This window comes from Pseudomonas sp. NPDC087814, from assembly GCF_044742865.1.
Taxonomy (GTDB): domain Bacteria; phylum Pseudomonadota; class Gammaproteobacteria; order Pseudomonadales; family Pseudomonadaceae; genus Aquipseudomonas.
The window spans coordinates 35,553-56,363 of record NZ_JBIUVK010000044.1 but is presented as its reverse complement, the minus strand read 5'-3'; the positions used below and the strand labels follow the sequence as shown (position 1 = coordinate 56,363).

The following is a 20,811-nucleotide window of genomic DNA, read 5'->3' as shown; positions in this document are numbered from 1 at the left end:
ACGGCATCATCGACAAACGCCGCGAGAAAGCCAATCACTCTGAAGTGATCCATATCATCGGTGATGTCGAAGGGCGTACCTGTATACTGGTTGATGACATGGTCGACACCGCCGGCACCCTGTGCCACGCGGCGAAAGCCTTGAAAGAGCACGGTGCAGCAAAAGTCTTCGCCTACTGCACACACCCTGTGCTGTCGGGCCGAGCGATCGAGAACATCGAGAACTCAATGCTGGACGAACTGGTGGTGACTAACACCATCCCGTTGTCCGCTGCCGCTCAAGCCTGTTCGCGTATCCGTCAACTGGATATCGCACCGGTAGTTGCCGAAGCGGTTCGCCGCATCAGCAACGAAGAATCGATCAGCGCGATGTTCCGTTAAGGGTCAAACCTTAGCAGCATCAACCTGACGAAAAGCGCCCCGCCCCAGCATTCTGTTGGGGCGGGGCTTTTTTGCCCATATCGCCTTTAGCGCTGGTCGCAAACGCTAGGGCGAATGTGGTTATTTTGGAGATACAACATGAACGATTTTACTTTGAATGCTGAACTGCGTTCCGACCTGGGGAAAGGTGCGAGCCGCCGCCTGCGTCGTCTCGCAAGCCTGGTTCCAGCTGTAGTTTACGGTGGCGAAAAAGCCCCTGAATCCATCAGCATGCTGGCTAAAGAAATCGCCAAACTGCTCGAAAACGACGCGGCTTACAGCCACATCATCGAGCTGAACGTTGGCGGCACCAAGCAGAACGTCATCATCAAGGCACTGCAACGTCACCCAGCTAAAGGCCACGTGCTGCACGCTGACTTCGTACGCGTAGTAGCTGGTCAGAAACTGACCGCTATCGTGCCTGTGCACTTTGTTGGTGAAGAAGCTCCGGTCAAGAAAGGCGGCGAAGTTTCGCACGTTATCGCCGAGATCGAAGTGACCTGCCTGCCGAAAGACCTGCCTGAGTTCATCGAAGTCGACCTGTCGGCTCTGGAAATCGGCGCAATCGTTCACCTGTCCGACCTCAAGGCTCCTAAAGGCGTTGAGTTCGTTGCACTGGCTCACGGTGACGACAAAGCTGTTGCAAACGTACACGCTCCACGCGTTGCACCAGAAGCTGAAGAAGGCGCTGCAGAGTAATTCACTCTGTAATGCCGGAGCTTGAGGAAACATCGCGGACCGGAACGTAGCGAGAAAGCGGGCGAGAATGCGAAGTTGGCCTCTAACGGTTAATGAGTTTTTGTCGTCCACTTTCGCCGCACCAACGGCGATGTTATCCACAACTCCAAAGGAAGGGCCCCTGTCGTGACTGCCATTAAACTGATCGTTGGCCTGGGAAATCCAGGCGCCGAATACGAACAGACCCGGCATAACGCGGGGGCCCTTTTTGTTGAGCGTATCGCCCACGCCCAAGGCGTCAATCTTGTGGCCGATCGCAAATATTTCGGCCTGACCGGACGCTTTTCGCATCAGGGTCAGGATGTTCGTCTGTTGATTCCCACCACCTACATGAACCGCAGCGGCCAGGCTGTCGCGGCGCTTGCGGGCTTCTTCCGGATCAAACCCGAAGAAATCCTGGTGGCCCATGACGAACTAGACCTGCCACCCGGCGTTGCCAAGCTCAAGCAAGGCGGCGGCCATGGCGGGCATAATGGCCTGCGCGACATCATCGCGCAGTTGGGCAATCAGAATACGTTCTACCGCTTGCGGCTTGGCATTGGCCACCCGGGCGTTGCCAGTATGGTTTCAAATTTCGTCCTGGGTCGTGCGCCACGCGCCGAACAGGAAAAACTCGATGCCAGCATCGATTTTGCCCTCGGCGTGCTGCCGGATATCTTCGCCGGTGAATGGAACCGTGCGATGAAAAACCTGCACAGCCAGAAGGCCTGACTCTTTACCCGAGGGGAAACACCATGGGATTCAATTGCGGCATCGTCGGCCTACCTAACGTCGGCAAGTCCACCCTGTTCAACGCCCTGACCAAATCCGGTATTGCGGCGGAGAACTTCCCCTTCTGCACCATCGAACCGAACACCGGTATCGTGCCGATGCCCGATACACGCCTGGACGCCCTGGCGGCCATCGTGAATCCAAAGCGCATCCTGCCGACCACCATGGAGTTCGTCGACATCGCGGGCCTGGTAGCCGGCGCTTCGAAAGGTGAAGGCCTGGGCAACAAGTTCCTCGCCAACATCCGCGAGACCGATGCCATCGCCCACGTGGTCCGCTGCTTCGAAGACGAGAACGTGATTCACGTCTCCAACAGCGTCGACCCGAAACGCGACATCGAGATCATCGACCTGGAACTGATCTTCGCCGACCTCGACAGCTGCGAGAAGCAACTGCAAAAGGTCACGCGTAACGCCAAGGGCGGCGACAAGGACGCAGTGGTCCAGAAAGCCTTGCTGGAGCAACTGATTGCCCACTTCACCCTGGGCAAGCCGGCACGCAGCCTGATGAAGAGCATGAGCGCCGACGAAAAAGCTGTGATCAAGGGCTTCCACCTGCTGACCACCAAGCCGGTGATGTACATCGCCAACGTGGCTGAAGACGGTTTCGAGAACAACCCGCTGCTCGACGTGGTCCTGGCCATTGCCGAAGAAGAAGGCGCTATCGTTGTTCCGGTGTGCAACAAGATCGAAGCGGAAATCGCCGAGCTGGAAGACGGCGAAGAGAAAGATATGTTCCTCGAGGCCCTGGGCCTGGAAGAGCCTGGCCTGAACCGCGTGATCCGTGCCGGCTACGAAATGCTGCACCTGCAGACCTACTTCACCGCCGGTGTTGAAGAAGTACGCGCCTGGACCGTCAAGGTCGGTGCCACTGCCCCGCAAGCGGCTGGGGTGATCCACACCGACTTCGAAAAAGGCTTCATCCGCGCCGAAGTCATCGCCTACAACGACTTCATCCAGTTCAAGGGTGAAGCCGGTGCCAAGGAAGCCGGTAAATGGCGCCTGGAAGGCAAGGAATACATCGTCAAGGATGGCGACGTGATGCACTTCCGCTTCAACGTATAAGCTTTACCTGCGGCCTATGCCGCAAAACAAAAAGCCGATGCACTGCATCGGCTTTTTTGTGGGCGCTCACTTCCCCGCCACCGAAAAAAACTTCGGTATTCAATATTGTTAGAGCCAGTCCCATCTCTAAAATTAGCAGCGAGAACTTCAGAATTCGATTCGGTAGATATGAAAAATCACCAGCCCGGTAGGCAGTCCAGCCCGCCACCAACGTGCGCATGCCCCTGAGGAAGCGCCTCCCTGCGATAGGGCGCCGTTGTAAGCTAGTAAGCGGCCTACCCTGCCGTTATTGCTAACGACGGCACCTAGGCGGAATCGGACTACTTGCCTCGATGTTAGACAGCCGGACCTTCTACTGCTCCAGACCGTCACAGCTTTCCTAAACTCCCTGTGACTGTTAGCTCAGCAATTCCCTGACGAATAAACACAAGGTTCTCATCCAGTGTTTCGAGCGCACCGCGCACGTTGTTGGCAATTTCTGCCGACCCACGTTGTTCGACCCACTTGGAAAGCTCTTCAACTGCGGCGCCTAGGGCGAGTTGGTTCTGATTAAGGCGATCAAACAAGCTAGCAATCAGTTTGATATCCGTCATGGCGGCTCTCCGTGTTTTGAGCAAGCGTAGCACCGACGCCTTAATCACTCGGAATCACTTTCATGGAAAGCATATCTACCGGCGGCTGGAACCTGCTGACTTAGTACAGCAACAAGCACTTGCCGATGGAAACGCCCAATACACCGCCGACACCTTGGACATCCCCATTAGCACGGTGCGCCTACGTTTGTCCCGGGCGCGAGAACAGCTCAAGCGGGCCACCTACAACCCGCTACAACCGTAAATCAGCGCACCGGCGCAACGCCGACACCCTTTGCAGGAGCAGTTGATTTACCCGTTTGACGCAAGCGTTGGGCAGCAGGGATATCTGCCCGACTCGATTGATCTGGTATCAGGCCTTTTTGGTACGCGGCAACAGAATCGCCAACACCCCGAACAGCGGCAGGAACGAGCACAGCGTGTACACGTACTCGATGCCGTGGATGTCTGCCAGGTGCCCCAGCAGCGCCGCACCGATCCCGCCAAAACCGAACATCAGACCGAAGAACACCCCGGCGATCATCCCCACATTGCCCGGCACCAACTCTTGCGCGTACACCACAATCGCCGAGAACGCCGAAGCCAGGATAAAGCCGATCACCACGCTCAGGATGCTGGTCCAGAACAGGTCCACATGGGGCAGAATCAGGGTGAACGGCGCCACGCCGAGGATCGAAAACCAGATCACCGCCTTACGGCCGATCTTGTCGCCAATCGGCCCGCCAAAGAACGTACCCGCCGCCACCGCGCCGAGGAACAGGAACAGATGCAGCTGGGAACTGGCCACCGACAGGTCGAACTTCTCGATCAGGTAGAAGGTGAAGTAACTGGTGAAACTGGCCATGTAGAAGTACTTGGAAAACACCAGCAGCCCCAGCACCACCAGCGCGCTCAGCACCCGGCCCTTGGACAGGCCGTGAGTGGCCGCCTGGCCTTGTTTGAGCTTGAACAGGTTCAAGTGGTGGGCGTACCAGCGGCTGATCGCATACAGCACAAACAACGCAAACACCGCGAACAGGCCGAACCAGGCCACATTGCCCTGGCCGAACGGAATGATGATCGCCGCCGCCAGCAACGGGCCGAAGGCCGAGCCGGCATTACCGCCCACCTGGAACGTCGACTGCGCCAAACCATAACGCCCGCCCGAGGCCAGGCGCGCCACGCGGGACGCTTCCGGGTGGAAGGTCGACGAGCCGATGCCGATCAACCCCGCCGCCAGCAGGATCAGGGGGAAGCTGCCCACCTGGGACATCATCAAGATGCCCACCAGCGTGCAGATCATTCCGCAGGGCAACAGGTACGGCTTGGGATGGCGGTCGGTGTAATAACCCACCCACGGTTGCAGCAGGGACGCGGTGAGCTGGAACGTGAGGGTGATCAGGCCGACCTGGGTGAACGTCAGGCCGTAATTGGCCTTGAGCATCGGGTAGATCGAGGGCAGTACCGACTGGATCAAGTCATTGATCAAATGCGCCAGCGCCACCGCGCCGATTACACGCATCACCAACGGGCTGGTTTGCCCGGCGGCAGGCGCCGTAGCCACGGAGGGCTGGGAATTGCTCAGAGCCATGGGAGGTTTTCCGTACAGCAGATGGATGCACAGGTGCAGGTGCGACAATGTGCCACTTTTGGGTGCAGGAAGGCTATCCCGTTAGCAGGCTAACGAGTAGATGAATCGATGCAGCGGTCATGGTTTGTAAAGGGCCAGCAAGATGAATCCCTTTAATTTGCGGGACGTTTCCTAGAGAATCTTTCGGCCTTGTGCCTGGGGGAGTCGGTGGCTAGTCTTCGGTCCGTCGCTGGTTTTCAGTGATCGGGTTTAGCAGCCTGAACTCAATAGGCACACGTTCTACGGTCACGTTTATGGTGGCTGTGCGTGGGGCACCTTCGGGTGCGCCGGTTTTCCTATTGACTGGTCTGCTAACCCGCGTACAGCCGCCACCCTACGTTTAGCAGCGAAGGTGGCAGCTTCTTCAGGTCAATAGGAGCTACACCATGTTCAAGATCGTCCCCGATCCACCCCGTGACCAGGCCAAAGACCGCGCCGCCTTCACCCGAGCGCTCGACCACTACTTGCCGACCGATCCGCCGCAACCCTCGACAAACTTCTACGCCATCAGCGACGAAATCAGCTTCGAAGACTCCCTGCTCTTCACTGCCGACCTGCTGCACAGCGCCTCGGCCACCGCGCTCGACTGTGGCGAACAACTGCAAAGCCCCGAGCGTGCGAAAGTCCTCGCCGTATGGCACCTGCTGGAAATCGCCAAGGCCATGGTCGACCGCTCGATAGAGTGCCTGCACCCGCGCAAAACCTGACGCGCGAACGCCAGAACACCGCAGATCAAATGTGGGAGCGGGCTTGCTCGCGAAGGCGGTGGACCAGCCAATACCTCTGCTGACTGACACACCGCATTCGCGAGCAAGCCCGCTCCCACCTTTTGATCTTCGCTGCCTTGGGACCTGCGCAAACCCCAACCGCTCGTCACCAAACCCGGTGTTTCCCGTTAAACAGTTGATAGCGTAGATAAATTTTCAAAAAAAGCGCTTGACGCATTCCCGTTCTCCGCGAATAATGCGCGCCACTTGGCTACATAGCTCAGTTGGTTAGAGCATAGCATTCATAATGCTGGGGTCCGGGGTTCAAGTCCCTGTGTAGCCACCAAGTACTAAAAACGGCTTACCGAAAGGTAGGCCGTTTTTTTATGCCTGCAGAAAAGTAAACCGCCCTATTGCCCCACAGACGTCAGTGTTTATGCCGATGGTGCACATCGGGAAAATGCGCATGACTGTGCTGGATCGGTACGTGCTCATGGGCATGACTATGTGGCTCGGTACCGTCCCACGCAAAGTTATGCACATGCTGGTGGTGCTCATCGTGTGTATGGCGATGACCGTGCATGAGGGGATCGTGCTGATGCTCGTGCGCATGATGTTCCATCAGATGAATCCACACCCCGATGGCCATCAAGGCGGCCGCGAGCAAGAACATCAGCGAAACTGACTCGCCCAGGATCAGGATCGATATGACCGCGCCAAGAAAGGGAGCCGTGGAAAAGTAAGCCCCGGTGCGCGCACTACCAAGCCCGCGCAGAGCGAGCACAAACAGCACCAGACTCACGCCATACCCAAGCAGCCCAACCACCAAGATTGACCCCAGCGCGGCCACCGCTGGCAGTTGCGACCCGATGGCCAACGCCAGACAGCAATTGACCACCCCCGCCGCCAAGCCTTTGCTCCCGGCGATAAAAAGCGCATCTGAGGCAGAGACCTTACGGGTCAGGTTGTTGTCGATGGCCCAACAAAAACAGGCGAACGCCACGGCCAGCGGCCCCGTCCAATCATGAGCCGTCGCCGTCCCTTGCGGCCACGACAAGACGAGCCCGCCCAAAACAATCGCGATCATGCCGACCACAATCCGGCGATCCGCGTTCTCTTTAAACACGACCCACGCCAGCACGGCCGTGAGCACTGACTCAAGATTGAGCATCAGCGATGCGGTGGCGCCCGCGGTACGGGTGAGGCCATACATGAGCGCCACTGGCGCAAGCACGCCCCCAAAGACGATGGCGCCCATCAACCAGGGCCACTCTCCGGCTGCAAGGCCGGGCCGTTTCCAGCCGTGGTCGCGGGCAAACCGAACGATGGCCAGGCCCAGGCCGCTGCCCAGATAGAGCAGCCCTGCCAACAGTATGGGCGGCGTATCCAGCCCCAAGAGCTTGGCAAGCGGAGTGCTGGCGCCGAACAACGCCGCAGCAGCCAACGCGTAGAGAACGCTCACATTCATAATGGGTTGCCCTATCAGGCTTATTGCATAAGGACGAGCATCATAGCTGTGCCCGGGTAAGAATTATGTGAATGCCAGCCTGGCTGGATTCTGTACGACTGAAGCGGCAGGATAGCCCGGCTGGCAAACCACAAGAAGGTGACGCATGACATTCCCCGCTACCGGCATCAGCACTGATCGCCTCTTACTGCTGGGCGCCCACCCTTCCCACGCTCGCGCCCTGCAAATGTACCTGCTGCAAAATCGCGCCTTTCTGCAGCCTTGGGAGCCTTCGCGTGACGACGCCTTTTTTGAACTGGACGCCATCACCGAACGCCTCCACGCCATGGCCGACAAAACCGCCAGCGGCGAAGCGTTGCACCTGCTGATATTCAGCCAGGACCAAATCATCGGCGCCTGCAACTTCAGCAACATCGTGCGCGGTGCGTTTCAGGCCTGCCACTTGGGTTATGCGCTGGCTGAATCCGCCCAAGGCCAAGGCTTGATGCACGAAGCGCTGACGGCGGCGATTGCCCATGTGTTCGACGCCATGCAGCTGCACCGAATCATGGCCAACTACCGCCCAGAGAATGAGCGCAGTGCGCGCCTGCTGGCACGGCTGGGGTTTGAAAAAGAGGGCGAGGCGCGGGCGTATCTGAGGATCAACGGGGTCTGGGCGGACCATGTGTTAACGGCACTGATCAATCCGGCAAGCGACCGTCTATTGCAGCCCGAAGTTTTAAACCACTAGAATGGGATTAATTCTCACTTACGACTCTCTCTCATGAAGCTGTCTTCGCCCACCGACGCTCCTACGCTCGATGCGCTGTACCGCGGCTACCACGGCTGGTTGTTGACCTGGTTGCGGCGTCGCGTGCATTGCTCCCATCAGGCGGCCGACGTGGCGCAAGACACTTTCGTACGCTTGCTGGCATCGGGTACTTACGTGGCGCCGGGTGAGCCACGGGCTTATCTGGCCACCATCGCGCGCCGGTTGCTGATGGACAATGGCCGCCGCCGACGCCTGGAACAGGCCTACCGCGAAGAGCTCGAACGCTGCGCCGCGTACCTTGAACAGGCGCCTTCGCCGGAGCAGATCCTGCAAGCCGCGCAAATGCTTGAAGCGATTGATCGGGCCTTGGCGCGCATGAACAAGCGGATACGCGACACCTTCATCCTGCGTTACCTCGAAGGCCTGGACCAGGCGCAAATCGCCCAGCGCCTCGGGGTCTCGGTGCGCACGGTACAGAACGATCTGGTGGAAGCCTTGCTGGCGTGTGATGCGTGCGCCCAGCCATGAACCAGCCTCTGCCCCACGCAGTGCTGCGCCAGGCTGCCGAATGGCTGGTGCGGCTGGATCACGAAGGCAACGACGCCAGCGAACAGGCGTTTCGCACCTGGCTGGCCGCCGACCCGCAGCACCCGCAAGCCATTGCCCGCCTTCAGGGCCACTTGCTGCCTCTCAAACAAGCCCCGGCCCGTGCCGCATTGCGCCGGGCCCGGCAGCCTCGCCAAGGGGCAACGCTGGTCAAGTGTCTCGCCCTGGCCCTGCTGCTCGCGGGGGTGCCGGCGTACCAGTACGAGCAACGTGGCTATCTGTTCGCCGACCTGAGCACCGACCGTGGCCAATGGCGCCAGACGCTGCTGGCCGACGGCAGCGACCTGCAACTGGAAGGCAGCTCTGCGGTGAACCTGCACCTGGACGCCAGCCAGCGCCGCGTGCAACTGCTGCATGGTGAGATTCTGGTAACAGTGGCCAAGGACACCCAGCGCCCGTTTTATGTCGACACCCCGCAGGGCAGCATTCGCGCCCTGGGCACGCGTTTTATCGTCGAACTCAGCGACACCGCCACCGTGGTCAAGATGCTCGAATCCTCGACCCGCATCGACAGTGCCGGGCATACGATTACCCTCGGCCCCGGCGAGCAGGTGCGCCTGGATGCAAGCGGGCCCGGCACGCCGAAAAGCGTTGATGTGCAAGCGCAGCAGCAAGCCTGGACGGCCCACCAGTTGCTGGCCAACGACGAGCCGCTGGCGGATGTACTTGAGCGCCTGGCGCGGCATCGCCCGGGTGTGCTGATGTTCGATCGCCAGGCGCTGCAAGGCATTCGGGTGACGGTGATGCTGCCGACGGACGACAGCGACCGCGCATTGCGCCTGCTCACACGCACCCTGCCGATTGAAGTCAGCACCTACACCCCGTGGCTCACACGTGTGCGCCTGAAATCCCCCGCCGGATAATTCTTACGCACCGTTGCGTGTTTTCGGTTTTGCCGCGTCCTTTCCTTGGCCAACATCCAAAGGAGCACCGATAACATGTCTTCAACCCCCACACGCGGCGGCCTGTTGCTGGCCAGTCGACTGTTGCTTGGCTGCCTGCCCCTGGCGGTGCCGGGCCTGGCCTACGCGCAGCAGCAGGTACAGGCGTTCGACATCGCCCCCGGAAAACTCGGTGACGTGCTGACGCGTTACGCCCAGGCCGCCGGCGTGCCGATCTCGTTCCTGTCGCAACAAGTGGCCGGGTTGGACAGCCCCGGCGTGCGCGGCAGCTACAACGTGGAGGACGGGTTCGCGCAGGTGCTGGCCGGCACCGGCTTCGCAGCACGCGGCAATGCCGATGGCTACCAGCTGGAAAGCCTGCCGGTGGCCGGCGGCGCGCTGTCGCTGGGTGCCACAGAGATCACCGCGAATCAGTTGGGCACCATCACTGAGGGCAGCGGTTCCTACACCCCGGGCACCATCGCCACCGCCACGCGCATGGTGCTGACCCCACGGGAAACCCCGCAGTCGATCACCGTGATCACGCGCCAGCATATGGATGACTTCGCGCTCACTTCGATCGACGACGTGATGCGCCATACACCGGGCATCACCGTGTCGACCTTCGACAGCGAGCGTAACAATTACTACGCCCGCGGCTTCTCGGTGGAAAACTTCCAGTACGACGGCATCCCGACCCTGCGCAACTCCGCCTACTCGTCCAGCCAGACCCTCAGCGACATGGCGATCTATGACCGCGTGGAAATCCTCAAGGGTGCCACCGGACTGCTGACCGGCGCCGGCGCCCCTGGCGCGACGATCAACCTGATCCGCAAAAAGCCCACGCGGGACTTCAAGGCCAGCGTCGAACTCGGCGCCGGCAGCTGGGACAACTATCGTTCCCAGATCGACGTGAGTGGCCCGCTGACCGACAGCGGCAACGTGCGCGGGCGTGCGGTGGCGGCGTACCAGGACAAGCACTCGTTCATGGACCACTACCAGCGCAGCACCAATGTGTATTTCGGCACGCTGGAAGCCGACCTGACCGACGACACCCTGCTCACCGTCGGTTTCGATTACCTGGACAGCGACCCGCAAGGCTCGGGCTGGTCCGGCAGCCGTGCGCTGTTCGATCGCAACGGCAACCGCATCGATGTAAAACGCTCCTACAACAACGGCGCCAAGTGGAGCCGCTGGGAGCAGTACTCCCGCAGCGTGTTCTCCACCCTGGAACACAACTTCGACAATGGCTGGGTGATCAAGGGCCAATACACCCACCAACTCATGGGCTACGACGCGCCCCTGGGCTCGATCATGAGTGGCCCGTTCCCCGCCACCGGACTGTCGTCCCTGTACGCGAACAAGTTCACCGGCAACACCCGCGCCGACTCGGGCGATGTCTACGCCAGCGGTCCGTTCAGCCTGCTGGGCCGTACCCATGAATTGGTGATTGGCGCGTCGGCCTCGAACTCCCACTGGACCGGAAAGGACTACGGCGCCCCCACTTATGTGGGCAACAACGAGATCGATTTCTGGAACTTCGATGGCAACGCTCCGGAGCCGAACTGGGGTGAACCGACACGGATCATCGATGCCACGACCCGCCAATCCGCAGGCTATATGGCCGCACGTTTCAACCTCATGGATGACCTGAACCTGTTCCTCGGCAGCCGCGTGGCCAACTACAAATTGCGTGGCGAAGACGACTCCACCGAGACCGGCAAGCTGGTGCCCTACGCCGGGGTCACCTACGACCTGAACGACAACTTCACCGCGTATGCCAGCTACACCGACATCTTCATGCCGACGACCTACAGCCGCGACCGCAACAACAAATTGCTGGAACCGGATGAAGGCAAGAACTACGAGACCGGCCTCAAGGGTGAGTTCTTCGAGGGCCGGCTCAACACCAGCATGGCCTACTTCGAAGTGCACGAAACCAACCGTGCGGAGCCGGACGCCGAATACAACGCCGCGCCGACCAACCCATCCCTCGGGTATGCCGAGAAAGGCATCAAGGCCAAAACCAAAGGTTTCGAGGCCGAGATGTCCGGCGAGCTGGCGCCGGGCTGGCAGGCCCAGGCCGGCTACACCCACAAGATCCTGCGGGATGAGCATGGCGACAAGGCTTCGACCTGGGAGCCGGAGGACCAGCTCAGTTTCTTCACCTCGTACAAACTCAAGGGTCCGCTGGACCGCCTGACCGTCGGCGGCGGCGCGCGCTGGCAGAGCAGAAGCTGGCAAGTGGTGTACAACCGGCCCAAGGCGCAAAACGAAGAGTTCTCGCAGGAAGCGTATTGGGTGGTGGACGCGATGGCCAAGTATCAGGTCAGCGAACATCTTTCCGCGACGCTGAACGTCAACAACCTGTTCGACAAGCAGTACTACACCAACATCGGCTTCTATAACACGGCCTATTACGGCACCCCGCGCAACGTGATGCTCACCACGCGCTGGGACTTCTAACCGGCCAGGCGCCAGCGCCCCGTGACGTGGGGCGCTGTTGCGTCAAACAGCGTGCCGCACAAAACACTGCTCCACCACAGACTTGCCCCACTGCTGCCCCTCCTGTTCCGACTCCAGCACAAAGCCCGCGTTTTCATAGAGCTTGCGCGCCACATCCAGGCCCTTGAACGTCCATAGCCGCACCGCCGGAAACCGGTGCCCGTCACAGAAATCCAGCGCCTCTTTCAACAACCGTTTACCCAAGCCCTGGCCGTGGGCAGACGGGTCGAGGATGAAGCAGCGCAGGGTCGCCTCGCCGTTTTCGCCCTCGCCATCAATCGCGATCGAACCGACGATCTGCTCTGCGTCCAGCACTGCCCAGACTTGGTTGCGCGGGTTGGCCAGGCGCCCCATCAACTCGGCCATGTCCGCCGCCACCAGGCTTTCAAACGGCTGGCCAAAATTCGCATGCTGGGCGTAGTACTCGGCGTGCATCTGCGCGATACGCCCGATGATGCCTGGCCGGTAGCCATGGGCAATGCGGTAGTGCCTCGGCTGCCGGGCGCCAGTACGTTGGGTTTGCAGGGCTGCGGCGTATTGATCGAGCCCACGGCTGACGGCCTGTTGCTGTTCGCTGGACAAGTCGCCAATCGCCTCGCCCACCTGGCGCCGGGCAAACGTTTCGATGTCGCGTAACGTCTTCTGGCCTCGTGTGGTGAGCCGCAGCTTTTTCGAACGGGCATCGTCCTCGTTGGCAAACTCTTCCAGCTCGCCCGCCTCGATCAGCTTGCGCACCATGCGGCTTACCGAGGACTTTTCCAGGCCCAGCAAGGTGACCAGTTCAGCCGCTGTCAGTGCGCCACGCTCGCCGATTTCAACAATCGTGTGCACCGATGACGGTGGATAAAGGCTGGCTGCCAACTTAGGCTGCATGAAGCCCAGCTCTCGCACCATGAGGCGTGAGGCACAGCGGATCTGATCGATAAGGTCTGGCCTGGAACGGTTCACGTGGAAAACCTCTTGCCCGAATGAAGAGATATAGTTGTATCGCACAACCATATGCAGATCAATCTCCCTTCCAGCAAATCACTGAGGTACATTCCCTCCCCACGGACAACAGATCATTCTCAAATGAACGGAGTCATCGCGTGTTTTCGATTTTCCACCGCCAACGCCTTACCACCCTCTCGCTGATCACCGCCGCCCTCACCCTCGCCGCCTGCCACAGCGCCACCGCGCCTGAACTGCCGCCCGCCCCGGAACTCGGCTCGGGCTATCGCACCGACATGAGCACCCGCCACGCCGAGCGCCATATGGCCGCCGCCGCCAACCCGCTGGCCGCCGAAGCCGGGCGGGAAATCCTGCGCAAGGGCGGCTCGGCCATCGACGCCGCGATTGCCATGCAGGCCGTACTGACGCTGGTGGAACCGCAGTCGTCCGGGATCGGCGGCGGTGCGTTCATCATGCTGTGGGACGGCAAGCAGGTGCACGCCTACGACGGTCGCGAAACCGCACCGGCGGGCGCTACCGAGCGGTTGTTCCTGAAGGCCGACGGTACGCCGATGGCCTTCCCCGAGGCACAGATTGGCGGGCGGTCCGTGGCAACTCCAGGCGTGTTGCGCGCCTTGGAGATGGCCCACAAAAAGACCGGCCATCTGCAATGGGCAACCTTATTCGAGCCGGCCATTCGCCTGGCTGAACAGGGCTTCCCGATTTCTGCGCGCTTGCACAGCCTGATTGCCGCCGACCGCTACATCACCCGCTCGCCGGAAATGACCGCGTACTTCCTGAACGCCGACGGCAGCCCGAAGGCAACCGGTACGCTGCTGAAAAACCCGGCGCTGGCCAACGTCTTCAAACGCATCGCCAAGGAAGGGCCGGATGCGCTGTACTACGGCCCGATTGCCGAAGAAATCACCCGCAAGGTGCAGGGCAACAGCAACGCCGGCAGCCTGACGCTGACCGACCTCAAGGGTTACAGCGCGGTTGAGCGGGCGCCGTTGTGCACTGACTACAAGCGCTGGAAAGTCTGCGGCATGCCGCCACCGTCGTCGGGCGGGATTGCTATTGCACAGATCCTCGGCACATTGCAGGCCCTGGAAGCCCGCGACCCGCGCATGGCCCTCGCGCCGTTGAAGCCGGTGAAAACCGATTCCCCGGCAGGCCTGGAGCCGGTGCCCGAAGCGGTGCACCTGATCGCCGAGGCCGACCGCCTGGCCTACGCCGACCGCGCCCAGTACGTGGCCGATTCGGACTACGTGCCGGTGCCGGTTGCTGGGCTGATCGCTCCGAATTACCTGGCCAGCCGCGCTGCGTTGATTGGTGAGCGCAGCATGGGCGTCGCCAAGCCGGGCAAGCCGGCCGGGATTGAAGTGGCCTATGCGCCGGATCGCTCGCCGCTGCGTATTTCCACATCGCAAGTGGTGGCAGTGGATGACGTGGGTGGCGCGGTGTCGATGACCACTACGGTGGAAGCGGCGTTCGGTTCCCATGTGATGGTCCAGGGCTTTTTGCTGAATAACCAGATGACCGACTTCTCCTTCATCCCCGAAGAGAACGGCCAGCCGGTGGCCAACCGGATCGAGCCGGGCAAGCGCCCGCGTTCGTCCATGGCACCGACCCTGGTGTTTGATCGTCAGAGCGGCGAGCTGGTGGCCACTGTTGGCTCGCCGGGCGGTTCGCAGATCATCGAATATGTGAGCAAATCCCTGGTGGCCATGCTCGACTGGAACCTCGACCCGCAAGCGGCCGTCGGCCTGCCCAACTTTGGCAGCCGCAACGGCGCGACCGAGCTGGAAGCCGGGTTGTTCAGCGCACCGTTGAAACAGGCGCTGAAGGACAAGGGCCACGCCCTGAGCGAAATCGACATGACCAGCGGCGCCCAGGCGATCGTCCGTGTGCGCGATGCGCAGGGCAAAGCGTCGTTGATCGGCGGGGCTGATCCACGCCGTGAAGGCGAAGCACTGGGGGATTAAGTTGACTCATTGGAGAGCTGCGCGTGCACAAGGCAAATAACCTCGGCGCCCTGATGGGCGTCGATCATGGATTTTGTTCGATTGACGATCCGTTGCGGCCTGACGAGGTGTTCATCTGCAAGCAGGTGCACAGCGCCACGACCATTGAATGGCGCCCGGAGCTTGCCGCCAATACGGTTGAAGCCGATGGGGTTTTCAGCCGGGATACGCAGCCGATTGCGGTGATTACCGCCGACTGCCTGCCGCTGCTGATGGCCTCGGAGGACGGGGACTTTGTCGCGGCGATTCATGGCGGTTGGAAGGGACTGCAAGGCGGGATCATCGCCAATGCCATGCAACGGTTTACCGCCGAGGGTGTGGCGCTGGATCAGTTGCGGATTGCGATTGGGCCTTCGATCAAGCCTTGTTGTTATGAGGTGAGTGGCGAGTTTGTGGCGCAGTTGCAGGCGAGTCAGGGGCATTTGTGGCGGGATGGAAATGCGCCGTGGACGCTCGAGCAGCCGGGACCGCTGTTGGCGCCACAGATAGCACCGCCTGAGCCGAGGCAGGATTTGAGTGCGTGGTTTGATCTGAGCCGTTATGCGCTGATCTTGCTGGAGGCGGCAGGGATAAAACCTGAGCAGGTTGAGGTAAGCGAAGTGTGTACGTATTGCACCTCACCGGCGTTTGCGAGTTATCGCAGAAGGACCCATGACAGTACGGAGAGGAAGACGTTGTTGTATTCGTGGGTTGCTCGCGCAGTGTAATGGGACGACGCCCACAGCTCTCTTAGCTATTAGCCTTAGAAAACCTGTGGGCTGTCATTTTTTGCGAAACAACGTTTCTTGAATCCCTCTCCATCCGCTGACATTTTCTGGCCCCGCCCCTTCTTGCCAGAGGCTACGTCAAAGACGTAGAATTTTTGCGTGTTAACGATCATCGAGTCACCATTATTCAGCAAGCTATGGCCCGATTACTGGACCGAAGAAGAACGGGGTATTTTTATGGCTTTTCTAGCCAACCACCCCGATTCAGGTACTGTCATTCCAGGTTCTGGTGGTTGCCGAAAAGTACGCTGGAGCTTGGAAGGCCGGGGCAAGAGCAGCTCAGTACGGATCATTTACACAACGCAATTGGCGTGCGGCGCACTAGTTGCCTTGCTCATTTATGGCAAAGGTGCCACCGAGAATATTCCCGCGCATGTCCTCTACAAAATCGCCAAGGAGATGAACCATGCCACTCACTGAGAAACAGCTGAAGGAACGTGACGCCAAGCGCAACATCGGCGAGGAATTGCTGGCTGCCGTTATCGACGTCAAGGAAGCGCGTCATGGTCACGTCCATCACGTCGAAATTACCCAAGCGGCTGAGGCGCGCAGCAAGACCGGGTTGTCACAGCCCAAGTTTGCCGAACTGCTGGGGGTCTCTGTACGAACGCTTCAAGAATGGGAGCAAGGGCGCCGTTCTCCTTCCGGCGCAGCACGTTCCTTGCTGCACATAGCAGCCATCAGGCCAGACGTTTTTCGAGAAGTCCTCAGTAACGCCTGATGGCGTTACTGGTCTACCGGCTAATCTTCAACCCCTTGCGCCCCGCATGCCGCTCCAGCGCCAGCTCGATCAAGCGGCTCACCAGCTCGCTGTAGCTCATGCCTGCCGCCTGCCACAACTTCGGGTACATGCTGATGCGGGTGAACCCAGGCAACGAGTTGATCTCGTTGATCAGCACCTCACCCTCATCCGTCAGAAACACATCCACCCGCGCCAGCCCGGCACAGCCCAGGGTTTCAAACGCTTCGATGGCCAACGCACGAATGCGCTCGCTGGCTTCAACGCTGATATCCGCCGGCACCACCACTTGGGCTGCCTGGTCATCGATGTATTTGCTGTCGTAGGAATAGAACCCGTCGCGCACCACGATCTCGCCGCAGCCGCTGGCGATGGGGTTCTCGTTACCCAACACGGCACATTCAATTTCCCGGCCTTTTACCGCCGACTCCACCAGCACCTTCTCATCAAACCCAAGTGCCAGCTCTACAGCAGCGTGATATTCAGCCTCGCTGCCCACCTTGCTCACCCCCACGGACGAACCCTGGTTCGCCGGTTTCACGAACATCGGCAATCCGAGTTTCTGTTGGGCGTGTTCGAAGGTGGTACGCGCCGCATTCCTGCGGTTGAGGGTAATGAACGGCGTCACGGCAATCCCGGCATCGCGCAGCAGGCGTTTGCTGATGTCCTTGTCCATGCACACGGCCGAACCCAGCACATCGGAGCCAACAAACGGCAGGTCTGCCACGCGCAGCAGGCCTTGCAGGCAGCCGTCTTCGCCGAGGGTGCCGTGGACGATCGGGAAGATCACATCGACGTGTTCCAGCGAGGCCTGGCTGGCGGTTTCCACCAGTTGCTGGCTGGCCTTACCCGGCACGACCGCCAGTTCACGATTGGATTGATTGAGGGCGATCAGCGCCGGGTTTTCTTCGTTGAGCAGGAAGCCCGAGGTGTCGTTGAGGTGCCAGTGGCCGGCCTTGTCGATGCCGATCAGGATCGGCTCGAAGCGCGAACGGTCCAGTGCATCGACGATGTTGCGCGCCGACTGCAGCGACACTTCATGCTCGGCCGAACGGCCACCAAAAATAATCCCTACCCGCAGCTTGCTCATGATCGGCCTCACATTTGAAAGTAAGGCTTCTTACCATGAGCCGTCAGCGATTCGCTACCAGCGTGGCGCCGAACAGCACATAACAACCACCGGCAAACCGGTCCAGCCACTTGCGCGAGCGGCTGTAGGCGTTGGCCATCCGTTCACTGGAAAACACCAGTGCCACGCAGGTGTACCAGCTGAATGACAGCGTCGCCATGGTGATCACGGCCAGGGTCAGCAGCATCGGCGACGGTGATGGGGGCATGGTGGACGCAAAGATCGTCGCGACAAACAGCGCCGCCTTGGGGTTGGACAGGTTGCCCAATAAACCCAGGCGCCAGGCGGAAAACAGCGAGCGCCGAGGTTCGTCGGGCAACAGGTTCTGGGCCATGGCCGGTGCCGAGCGCCGGAACAGTTTCAACCCCAGGTAAATCAGGTAGCAGCCGCCGATGATCTTGAACGCCAGGTACAACATGGGTGCTGCGGTGAACAGCGACTTGATCCCCAGCCCACCCGCCAGCCCCCAGATCACCGTGCCGGTGGCCACGCCAGCCGACGCCACCACGCCATGGCGGCGTGAACAACTGGCGGCCAGTTGCGCGGTGTTGAAGAAGTTCGGGCCGGGCGTGACGACCGCGACGGTCCAGAGCAGGGCCAGCGAGACCAGAGGAGCCGCGTAGGCCGGATTGAACAATTCCATGTGGGATTCCGCCGAGGGCAGTGCAGGAATAAGGATCATATGCCCGGTACCCGCCCTGCACAATCGTACAAGACCCCGGCAGACAGCGGATTCAGACTGGGTTACCGTATTTCCATCTCTTTGCGCGACAACTCATCATGGCGACCAATATCGACTGGCTGCACCGCGCGCCCCACGCCAGTGGCCTGGAGCGCATCGAGGCGTATTTTGCCGGGTTTGGCTTCGACCCCCATCGCCACGACACCTATGCCATCGGCCGTACCCTGTTCGGTGTGCAGAGTTTTCATTATCGCGGCGGCATGACCCACAGCCTGCCGGGGCGGACCATGGTGATCCATCCCGATGAAGTGCATGACGGGTGGGCCGGCAGCGAGGAAGGTTTCAAATACCGGATGATTTACGTGGAGCCGGCGCTGATCCAGCAGGTGCTGGGCGGCAAGCCGTTGCCGTTCATCCCCGGCGGACTGTCCAGCGACCCGTGGCTGTACCGCGCCAGTGAAGTGTTGCTGCAAAGCCTGGATTGCCCGATCGATCCGTTGCAGGAACAGGACGCGATGTTTGACCTGGCCCAGGCGCTGAATAACGCGTCGGGCATCACGGTGAATCGCAAGACCTTCGACTACCGCGCCGCCGAACGCGCGCGGGAATTTATCCACAGCGCCTTGGGCCGGCCGATCACCCTCGATGAAATGGCGGAATACGCCAACCGCGACCGCTGGGCGTTGTCGCGGGATTTTCGGTTGTTGTTTGGCACCAGCCCCTATCGCTACCTGACCATGCGTCGCCTGGACCTGGTGCGCAGTTTGCTGGGCCAGGGCCAGTCACTGGTGGATGCGGCACTGACCGCCGGTTTCACCGACCAGAGCCACATGACCCGCCAGTTCCGCAGCACTTTCGGCATGCCGCCGTCGCGCTGGGTGAAGATGCTCGGGCGCTGAAATCCCGCCTTGAAACGCGATCAACCTGTAGGAGCTGGCTTGCCTGCGATGGCGGTGGATCAGTTAATAAATTGTTGGCTGACACTCCGCCATCGCAGGCAAGCCAGCTCCTACAGCTGAACTATGTCGCTGCCGAAATCGTATTCGACGCTGGAGCTCGTTCTTTAAGGGCCAACGCCAGCACCGCACCCGCCAGGGCAATCGCCGCGCTCCACCACAACGCCAGCTCAATCCCGCCCGCCTGCGCCGCGCCCGTCGACCCACCGGCGTTCGCCAACGACACCAGCAACGCCAGTCCCAACGCACCGCCAATCTGCTGGCTGGTGGACGCCATGCCTGCCGCCACGCCCTGCTCGCCCGGCCGGATGCCCAGCCCGGCGGCCACCCACATCGCCGTCCAGGTCATGCCCTGGCCAATACTCAGGATGAAAATCCCCGGCAGCAACGACCAGAACCCCGCCCCCGTCGGCAACGCCACACATACCAAAGCGATACCCACCGCGCCCGCCAACTGGCCGCTGACCAGGGTGTTGCGCAACCCCAGCCGCGCCAATGAACGCTCCGCCAGCCAGATACCCGCGGTGCACACCAGCGTCGCCGGCAAAAACGCCAACCCCGCCTGCAACACGCTGTAGCCGTAGACCTGCTGGTAGTAAACCGCCAGAAAGTAGTACTGCACGCCAAAGCTGCTCATGAACACCGCCGTCAACACCATGGCCATGCGCAACTCGCGATAGCCCAACAAGCGTAGCGGCATCAACGGATCACGGCCCCGGTGTTCGACCCACCCAAACAACCCGAGCAGCACCAACGCCAGGACCATGCAGCCCAGGGTCGACGGCGCCGCCCAGCCCCACTCCGGCCCCTGCACCAGGGAGAACACCAGCAAGGTGCCGCCCAGCGTCACGGTCAACGCACCGCTGATATCAAAGTTGCGCCCGCGGGCCCGCTCGCCATCGGCGGGAATCCAGTAGCGCGCCGCCAGGGCACAGGCACCGGCCAATGGCACGTTCACCAGGAACACCGCTTCCCAGCCCCAGGCCTGGGTCAGCACGCCGCCGAGCAACGCGCCCAATGCCAGGCCCGCCGCAGACGCCGCGCTCCACACGGCAAACGCCCGATTACGCGCGGGCCCTTCGGCGTAGTGGGTGTTGATCAGCGCCAGCGTGGCCGGGAACAACAGCGCCCCACCCACACCCTGCACCGCCCGCGCCAGCACCAGCAGCAAGGCGCTGCCACCGAGCACCGCCGCCAGGGAAGACAGCGCATACAGCGACTGGCCAAGCATGTACAAGCGCCGCTTGCCCAACAGGTCCGCCGCCCGACCACCCAGCAACAGGAAGCCACCAAACGCCACGCTGTAGGCACTGACCACCCACTGCAATTGCTGGGCAGAAAACCCCAGGTGGCTGCCGATTTGGGGCAGCGCGACAAACACAATGGTCGCGTCGAGGGCGATGATCAGTTGCGCGGTTGCCAGCAGCAACAGCATCCAGCCAGAGGGTCGAGAAGAAGACATCACAGCGTCC

At 60.9% G+C, this 20,811-nt stretch carries 21 protein-coding genes, 1 tRNA gene and 1 pseudogene; 16 read left to right on the top strand and 7 right to left on the bottom strand.

Going from position 1 to position 20,811, the window contains the following annotated elements; translation table 11 throughout:
* The 4 genes from prs to ychF form a co-directional block, all read left to right on the top strand.
* Positions 1–380 (top strand): ribose-phosphate diphosphokinase (gene prs, locus ACIOMR_RS24550; RefSeq protein ID WP_401196858.1); only part of this gene is annotated, 380 nt, incomplete at its 5' end.
* A 138-nt stretch (positions 381–518) separates the two neighbouring features.
* Entirely contained in the window at positions 519–1,118 is a 600-nt protein-coding gene (locus ACIOMR_RS24545; RefSeq protein WP_003208391.1) for a 50S ribosomal protein L25/general stress protein Ctc, read from the top strand.
* A gap of 165 nt (positions 1,119–1,283) precedes the next feature.
* Entirely contained in the window at positions 1,284–1,868 is a 585-nt protein-coding gene (gene pth / locus ACIOMR_RS24540; protein WP_003208389.1) for an aminoacyl-tRNA hydrolase, read from the top strand.
* 23 nt (positions 1,869–1,891) lie between these two features.
* Positions 1,892–2,992 (top strand): redox-regulated ATPase YchF, encoded by a 1,101-nt coding sequence (gene ychF, locus ACIOMR_RS24535; RefSeq protein ID WP_008432257.1) that lies wholly within the window; start codon positions 1,892–1,894, stop codon positions 2,990–2,992.
* A gap of 368 nt (positions 2,993–3,360) precedes the next feature.
* Here ychF and ACIOMR_RS24530 read toward each other — a convergent pair whose 3' ends face one another.
* Entirely contained in the window at positions 3,361–3,585 is a 225-nt protein-coding gene (locus ACIOMR_RS24530; protein ID WP_087693771.1) for a hypothetical protein, read from the bottom strand.
* A gap of 124 nt (positions 3,586–3,709) precedes the next feature.
* Here ACIOMR_RS24530 and ACIOMR_RS24525 point away from each other — a divergent pair.
* Positions 3,710–3,829, top strand: a pseudogene (locus ACIOMR_RS24525) (RNA polymerase subunit sigma); the annotation flags it as partial.
* 108 nt (positions 3,830–3,937) lie between these two features.
* Here the strand turns inward: ACIOMR_RS24525 and ACIOMR_RS24520 are convergent.
* Positions 3,938–5,155, bottom strand: a complete 1,218-nt coding sequence (locus ACIOMR_RS24520; RefSeq protein ID WP_063033153.1) for an MFS transporter — start codon at positions 5,153–5,155, stop codon at positions 3,938–3,940.
* Between the two features lie 425 nt (positions 5,156–5,580).
* Here ACIOMR_RS24520 and ACIOMR_RS24515 point away from each other — a divergent pair, with 425 nt between their 5' ends.
* Together ACIOMR_RS24515 and ACIOMR_RS24510 are read left to right on the top strand one after the other, a co-directional pair.
* Positions 5,581–5,901 carry a DUF6124 family protein gene (locus ACIOMR_RS24515; protein ID WP_102368114.1) on the top strand — a complete coding sequence of 107 codons (321 nt, stop codon included), beginning with the start codon at positions 5,581–5,583 and terminating at the stop codon, positions 5,899–5,901.
* Between the two features lie 269 nt (positions 5,902–6,170).
* A tRNA-Met gene (locus ACIOMR_RS24510) sits at positions 6,171–6,247 on the top strand.
* An 81-nt stretch (positions 6,248–6,328) separates the two neighbouring features.
* Here the strand turns inward: ACIOMR_RS24510 and ACIOMR_RS24505 are convergent.
* A complete protein-coding gene (locus ACIOMR_RS24505; protein WP_401196851.1) occupies positions 6,329–7,369 on the bottom strand; it encodes an EamA family transporter in 1,041 nt (346 codons plus the stop codon).
* Between the two features lie 145 nt (positions 7,370–7,514).
* Between ACIOMR_RS24505 and rimJ the strand changes: the two genes are divergently transcribed.
* The 4 genes from rimJ to ACIOMR_RS24485 all read left to right on the top strand — a co-directional run bounded on the left by rimJ (position 7,515) and on the right by ACIOMR_RS24485 (position 12,073).
* Complete coding sequence (gene rimJ, locus ACIOMR_RS24500; protein ID WP_102604725.1) at positions 7,515–8,099, top strand: ribosomal protein S5-alanine N-acetyltransferase; 585 nt, start codon at positions 7,515–7,517, stop codon at positions 8,097–8,099.
* A 33-nt stretch (positions 8,100–8,132) separates the two neighbouring features.
* Positions 8,133–8,648, top strand: coding sequence for a sigma-70 family RNA polymerase sigma factor (locus ACIOMR_RS24495; protein ID WP_087693776.1), 516 nt, complete (start codon positions 8,133–8,135; stop codon positions 8,646–8,648).
* On the top strand, positions 8,645–9,589 hold the full coding sequence (locus tag ACIOMR_RS24490) for a FecR domain-containing protein (RefSeq protein ID WP_087693777.1): 945 nt from the start codon (positions 8,645–8,647) through the stop codon (positions 9,587–9,589). Before ACIOMR_RS24495 ends, ACIOMR_RS24490 begins: the two co-directional genes overlap by 4 nt.
* Positions 9,590–9,664: 75 nt before the next feature.
* The gene (locus ACIOMR_RS24485) at positions 9,665–12,073 is read left to right on the top strand and encodes a TonB-dependent siderophore receptor (RefSeq protein ID WP_087693778.1); all 2,409 of its coding nucleotides are present in this window, start codon (positions 9,665–9,667) and stop codon (positions 12,071–12,073) included.
* Between the two features lie 42 nt (positions 12,074–12,115).
* On the opposite strand, the gene ACIOMR_RS24480 is transcribed toward ACIOMR_RS24485, so the two are convergent.
* Positions 12,116–13,006, bottom strand: coding sequence for a GNAT family N-acetyltransferase (locus ACIOMR_RS24480; protein ID WP_401196862.1), 891 nt, complete (start codon positions 13,004–13,006; stop codon positions 12,116–12,118).
* Between the two features lie 194 nt (positions 13,007–13,200).
* Here ACIOMR_RS24480 and ggt point away from each other — a divergent pair, with 194 nt between their 5' ends.
* From ggt to ACIOMR_RS24460, 4 genes are all read left to right on the top strand, one after another.
* Entirely contained in the window at positions 13,201–15,027 is a 1,827-nt protein-coding gene (ggt, locus tag ACIOMR_RS24475; RefSeq protein ID WP_401196846.1) for a gamma-glutamyltransferase, read from the top strand.
* A 23-nt stretch (positions 15,028–15,050) separates the two neighbouring features.
* A complete protein-coding gene (locus tag ACIOMR_RS24470; RefSeq protein WP_401196843.1) occupies positions 15,051–15,773 on the top strand; it encodes a polyphenol oxidase family protein in 723 nt (240 codons plus the stop codon).
* 159 nt (positions 15,774–15,932) lie between these two features.
* Positions 15,933–16,253 carry a transcriptional regulator gene (locus tag ACIOMR_RS24465; RefSeq protein ID WP_087693782.1) on the top strand — a complete coding sequence of 107 codons (321 nt, stop codon included), beginning with the start codon at positions 15,933–15,935 and terminating at the stop codon, positions 16,251–16,253.
* A complete protein-coding gene (locus tag ACIOMR_RS24460; protein ID WP_087693783.1) occupies positions 16,240–16,554 on the top strand; it encodes a DNA-binding transcriptional regulator in 315 nt (104 codons plus the stop codon). Before ACIOMR_RS24465 ends, ACIOMR_RS24460 begins: the two co-directional genes overlap by 14 nt.
* 13 nt (positions 16,555–16,567) lie before the next feature.
* Here the strand turns inward: ACIOMR_RS24460 and ddlA are convergent, their stop codons facing one another.
* Both ddlA and ACIOMR_RS24450 read right to left on the bottom strand, forming a co-directional pair.
* Complete coding sequence (gene ddlA / locus ACIOMR_RS24455; protein ID WP_401196840.1) at positions 16,568–17,662, bottom strand: D-alanine--D-alanine ligase; 1,095 nt, start codon at positions 17,660–17,662, stop codon at positions 16,568–16,570.
* A gap of 43 nt (positions 17,663–17,705) precedes the next feature.
* Positions 17,706–18,344, bottom strand: a complete 639-nt coding sequence (locus tag ACIOMR_RS24450; RefSeq protein ID WP_401196837.1) for a LysE family transporter — start codon at positions 18,342–18,344, stop codon at positions 17,706–17,708.
* Between the two features lie 137 nt (positions 18,345–18,481).
* Here ACIOMR_RS24450 and ACIOMR_RS24445 point away from each other — a divergent pair, with 137 nt between their 5' ends.
* Positions 18,482–19,282, top strand: coding sequence for an AraC family transcriptional regulator (locus ACIOMR_RS24445; RefSeq protein ID WP_003214430.1), 801 nt, complete (start codon positions 18,482–18,484; stop codon positions 19,280–19,282).
* Positions 19,283–19,403: 121 nt separating this feature from the next.
* Here ACIOMR_RS24445 and ACIOMR_RS24440 read toward each other — a convergent pair whose 3' ends face one another.
* On the bottom strand, positions 19,404–20,774 hold the full coding sequence (locus ACIOMR_RS24440) for an MFS transporter (protein ID WP_218167388.1): 1,371 nt from the start codon (positions 20,772–20,774) through the stop codon (positions 19,404–19,406).
* Positions 20,775–20,811 lie beyond the last annotated feature (37 nt).

Excerpts from the sequence above, each read along its gene's own strand:
- ACIOMR_RS24495 (WP_087693776.1), top strand. The coding sequence starts at position 8,133 with ATGAAGCTGTCTTCGCCCACCGACGCTCCTACGCTCGATGCGCTGTAC.
- ACIOMR_RS24520 (WP_063033153.1), bottom strand. The coding sequence starts at position 5,155 with ATGGCTCTGAGCAATTCCCAGCCCTCCGTGGCTACGGCGCCTGCCGCC.
- ACIOMR_RS24460 (WP_087693783.1), top strand. The coding sequence starts at position 16,240 with ATGCCACTCACTGAGAAACAGCTGAAGGAACGTGACGCCAAGCGCAAC.
- ychF (WP_008432257.1), top strand. The coding sequence starts at position 1,892 with ATGGGATTCAATTGCGGCATCGTCGGCCTACCTAACGTCGGCAAGTCC.
- ACIOMR_RS24450 (WP_401196837.1), bottom strand. The coding sequence starts at position 18,344 with ATGGAATTGTTCAATCCGGCCTACGCGGCTCCTCTGGTCTCGCTGGCC.
- ACIOMR_RS24490 (WP_087693777.1), top strand. The coding sequence starts at position 8,645 with ATGAACCAGCCTCTGCCCCACGCAGTGCTGCGCCAGGCTGCCGAATGG.
- ACIOMR_RS24480 (WP_401196862.1), bottom strand. The coding sequence starts at position 13,006 with ATGGTGCGAGAGCTGGGCTTCATGCAGCCTAAGTTGGCAGCCAGCCTT.
- ACIOMR_RS24545 (WP_003208391.1), top strand. The coding sequence starts at position 519 with ATGAACGATTTTACTTTGAATGCTGAACTGCGTTCCGACCTGGGGAAA.
- ACIOMR_RS24515 (WP_102368114.1), top strand. The coding sequence starts at position 5,581 with ATGTTCAAGATCGTCCCCGATCCACCCCGTGACCAGGCCAAAGACCGC.
- ACIOMR_RS24445 (WP_003214430.1), top strand. The coding sequence starts at position 18,482 with ATGGCGACCAATATCGACTGGCTGCACCGCGCGCCCCACGCCAGTGGC.
- ACIOMR_RS24530 (WP_087693771.1), bottom strand. The coding sequence starts at position 3,585 with ATGACGGATATCAAACTGATTGCTAGCTTGTTTGATCGCCTTAATCAG.
- ddlA (WP_401196840.1), bottom strand. The coding sequence starts at position 17,662 with ATGAGCAAGCTGCGGGTAGGGATTATTTTTGGTGGCCGTTCGGCCGAG.
- ACIOMR_RS24440 (WP_218167388.1), bottom strand. The coding sequence starts at position 20,774 with ATGCTGTTGCTGCTGGCAACCGCGCAACTGATCATCGCCCTCGACGCG.
- ACIOMR_RS24485 (WP_087693778.1), top strand. The coding sequence starts at position 9,665 with ATGTCTTCAACCCCCACACGCGGCGGCCTGTTGCTGGCCAGTCGACTG.
- rimJ (WP_102604725.1), top strand. The coding sequence starts at position 7,515 with ATGACATTCCCCGCTACCGGCATCAGCACTGATCGCCTCTTACTGCTG.
- ACIOMR_RS24505 (WP_401196851.1), bottom strand. The coding sequence starts at position 7,369 with ATGAATGTGAGCGTTCTCTACGCGTTGGCTGCTGCGGCGTTGTTCGGC.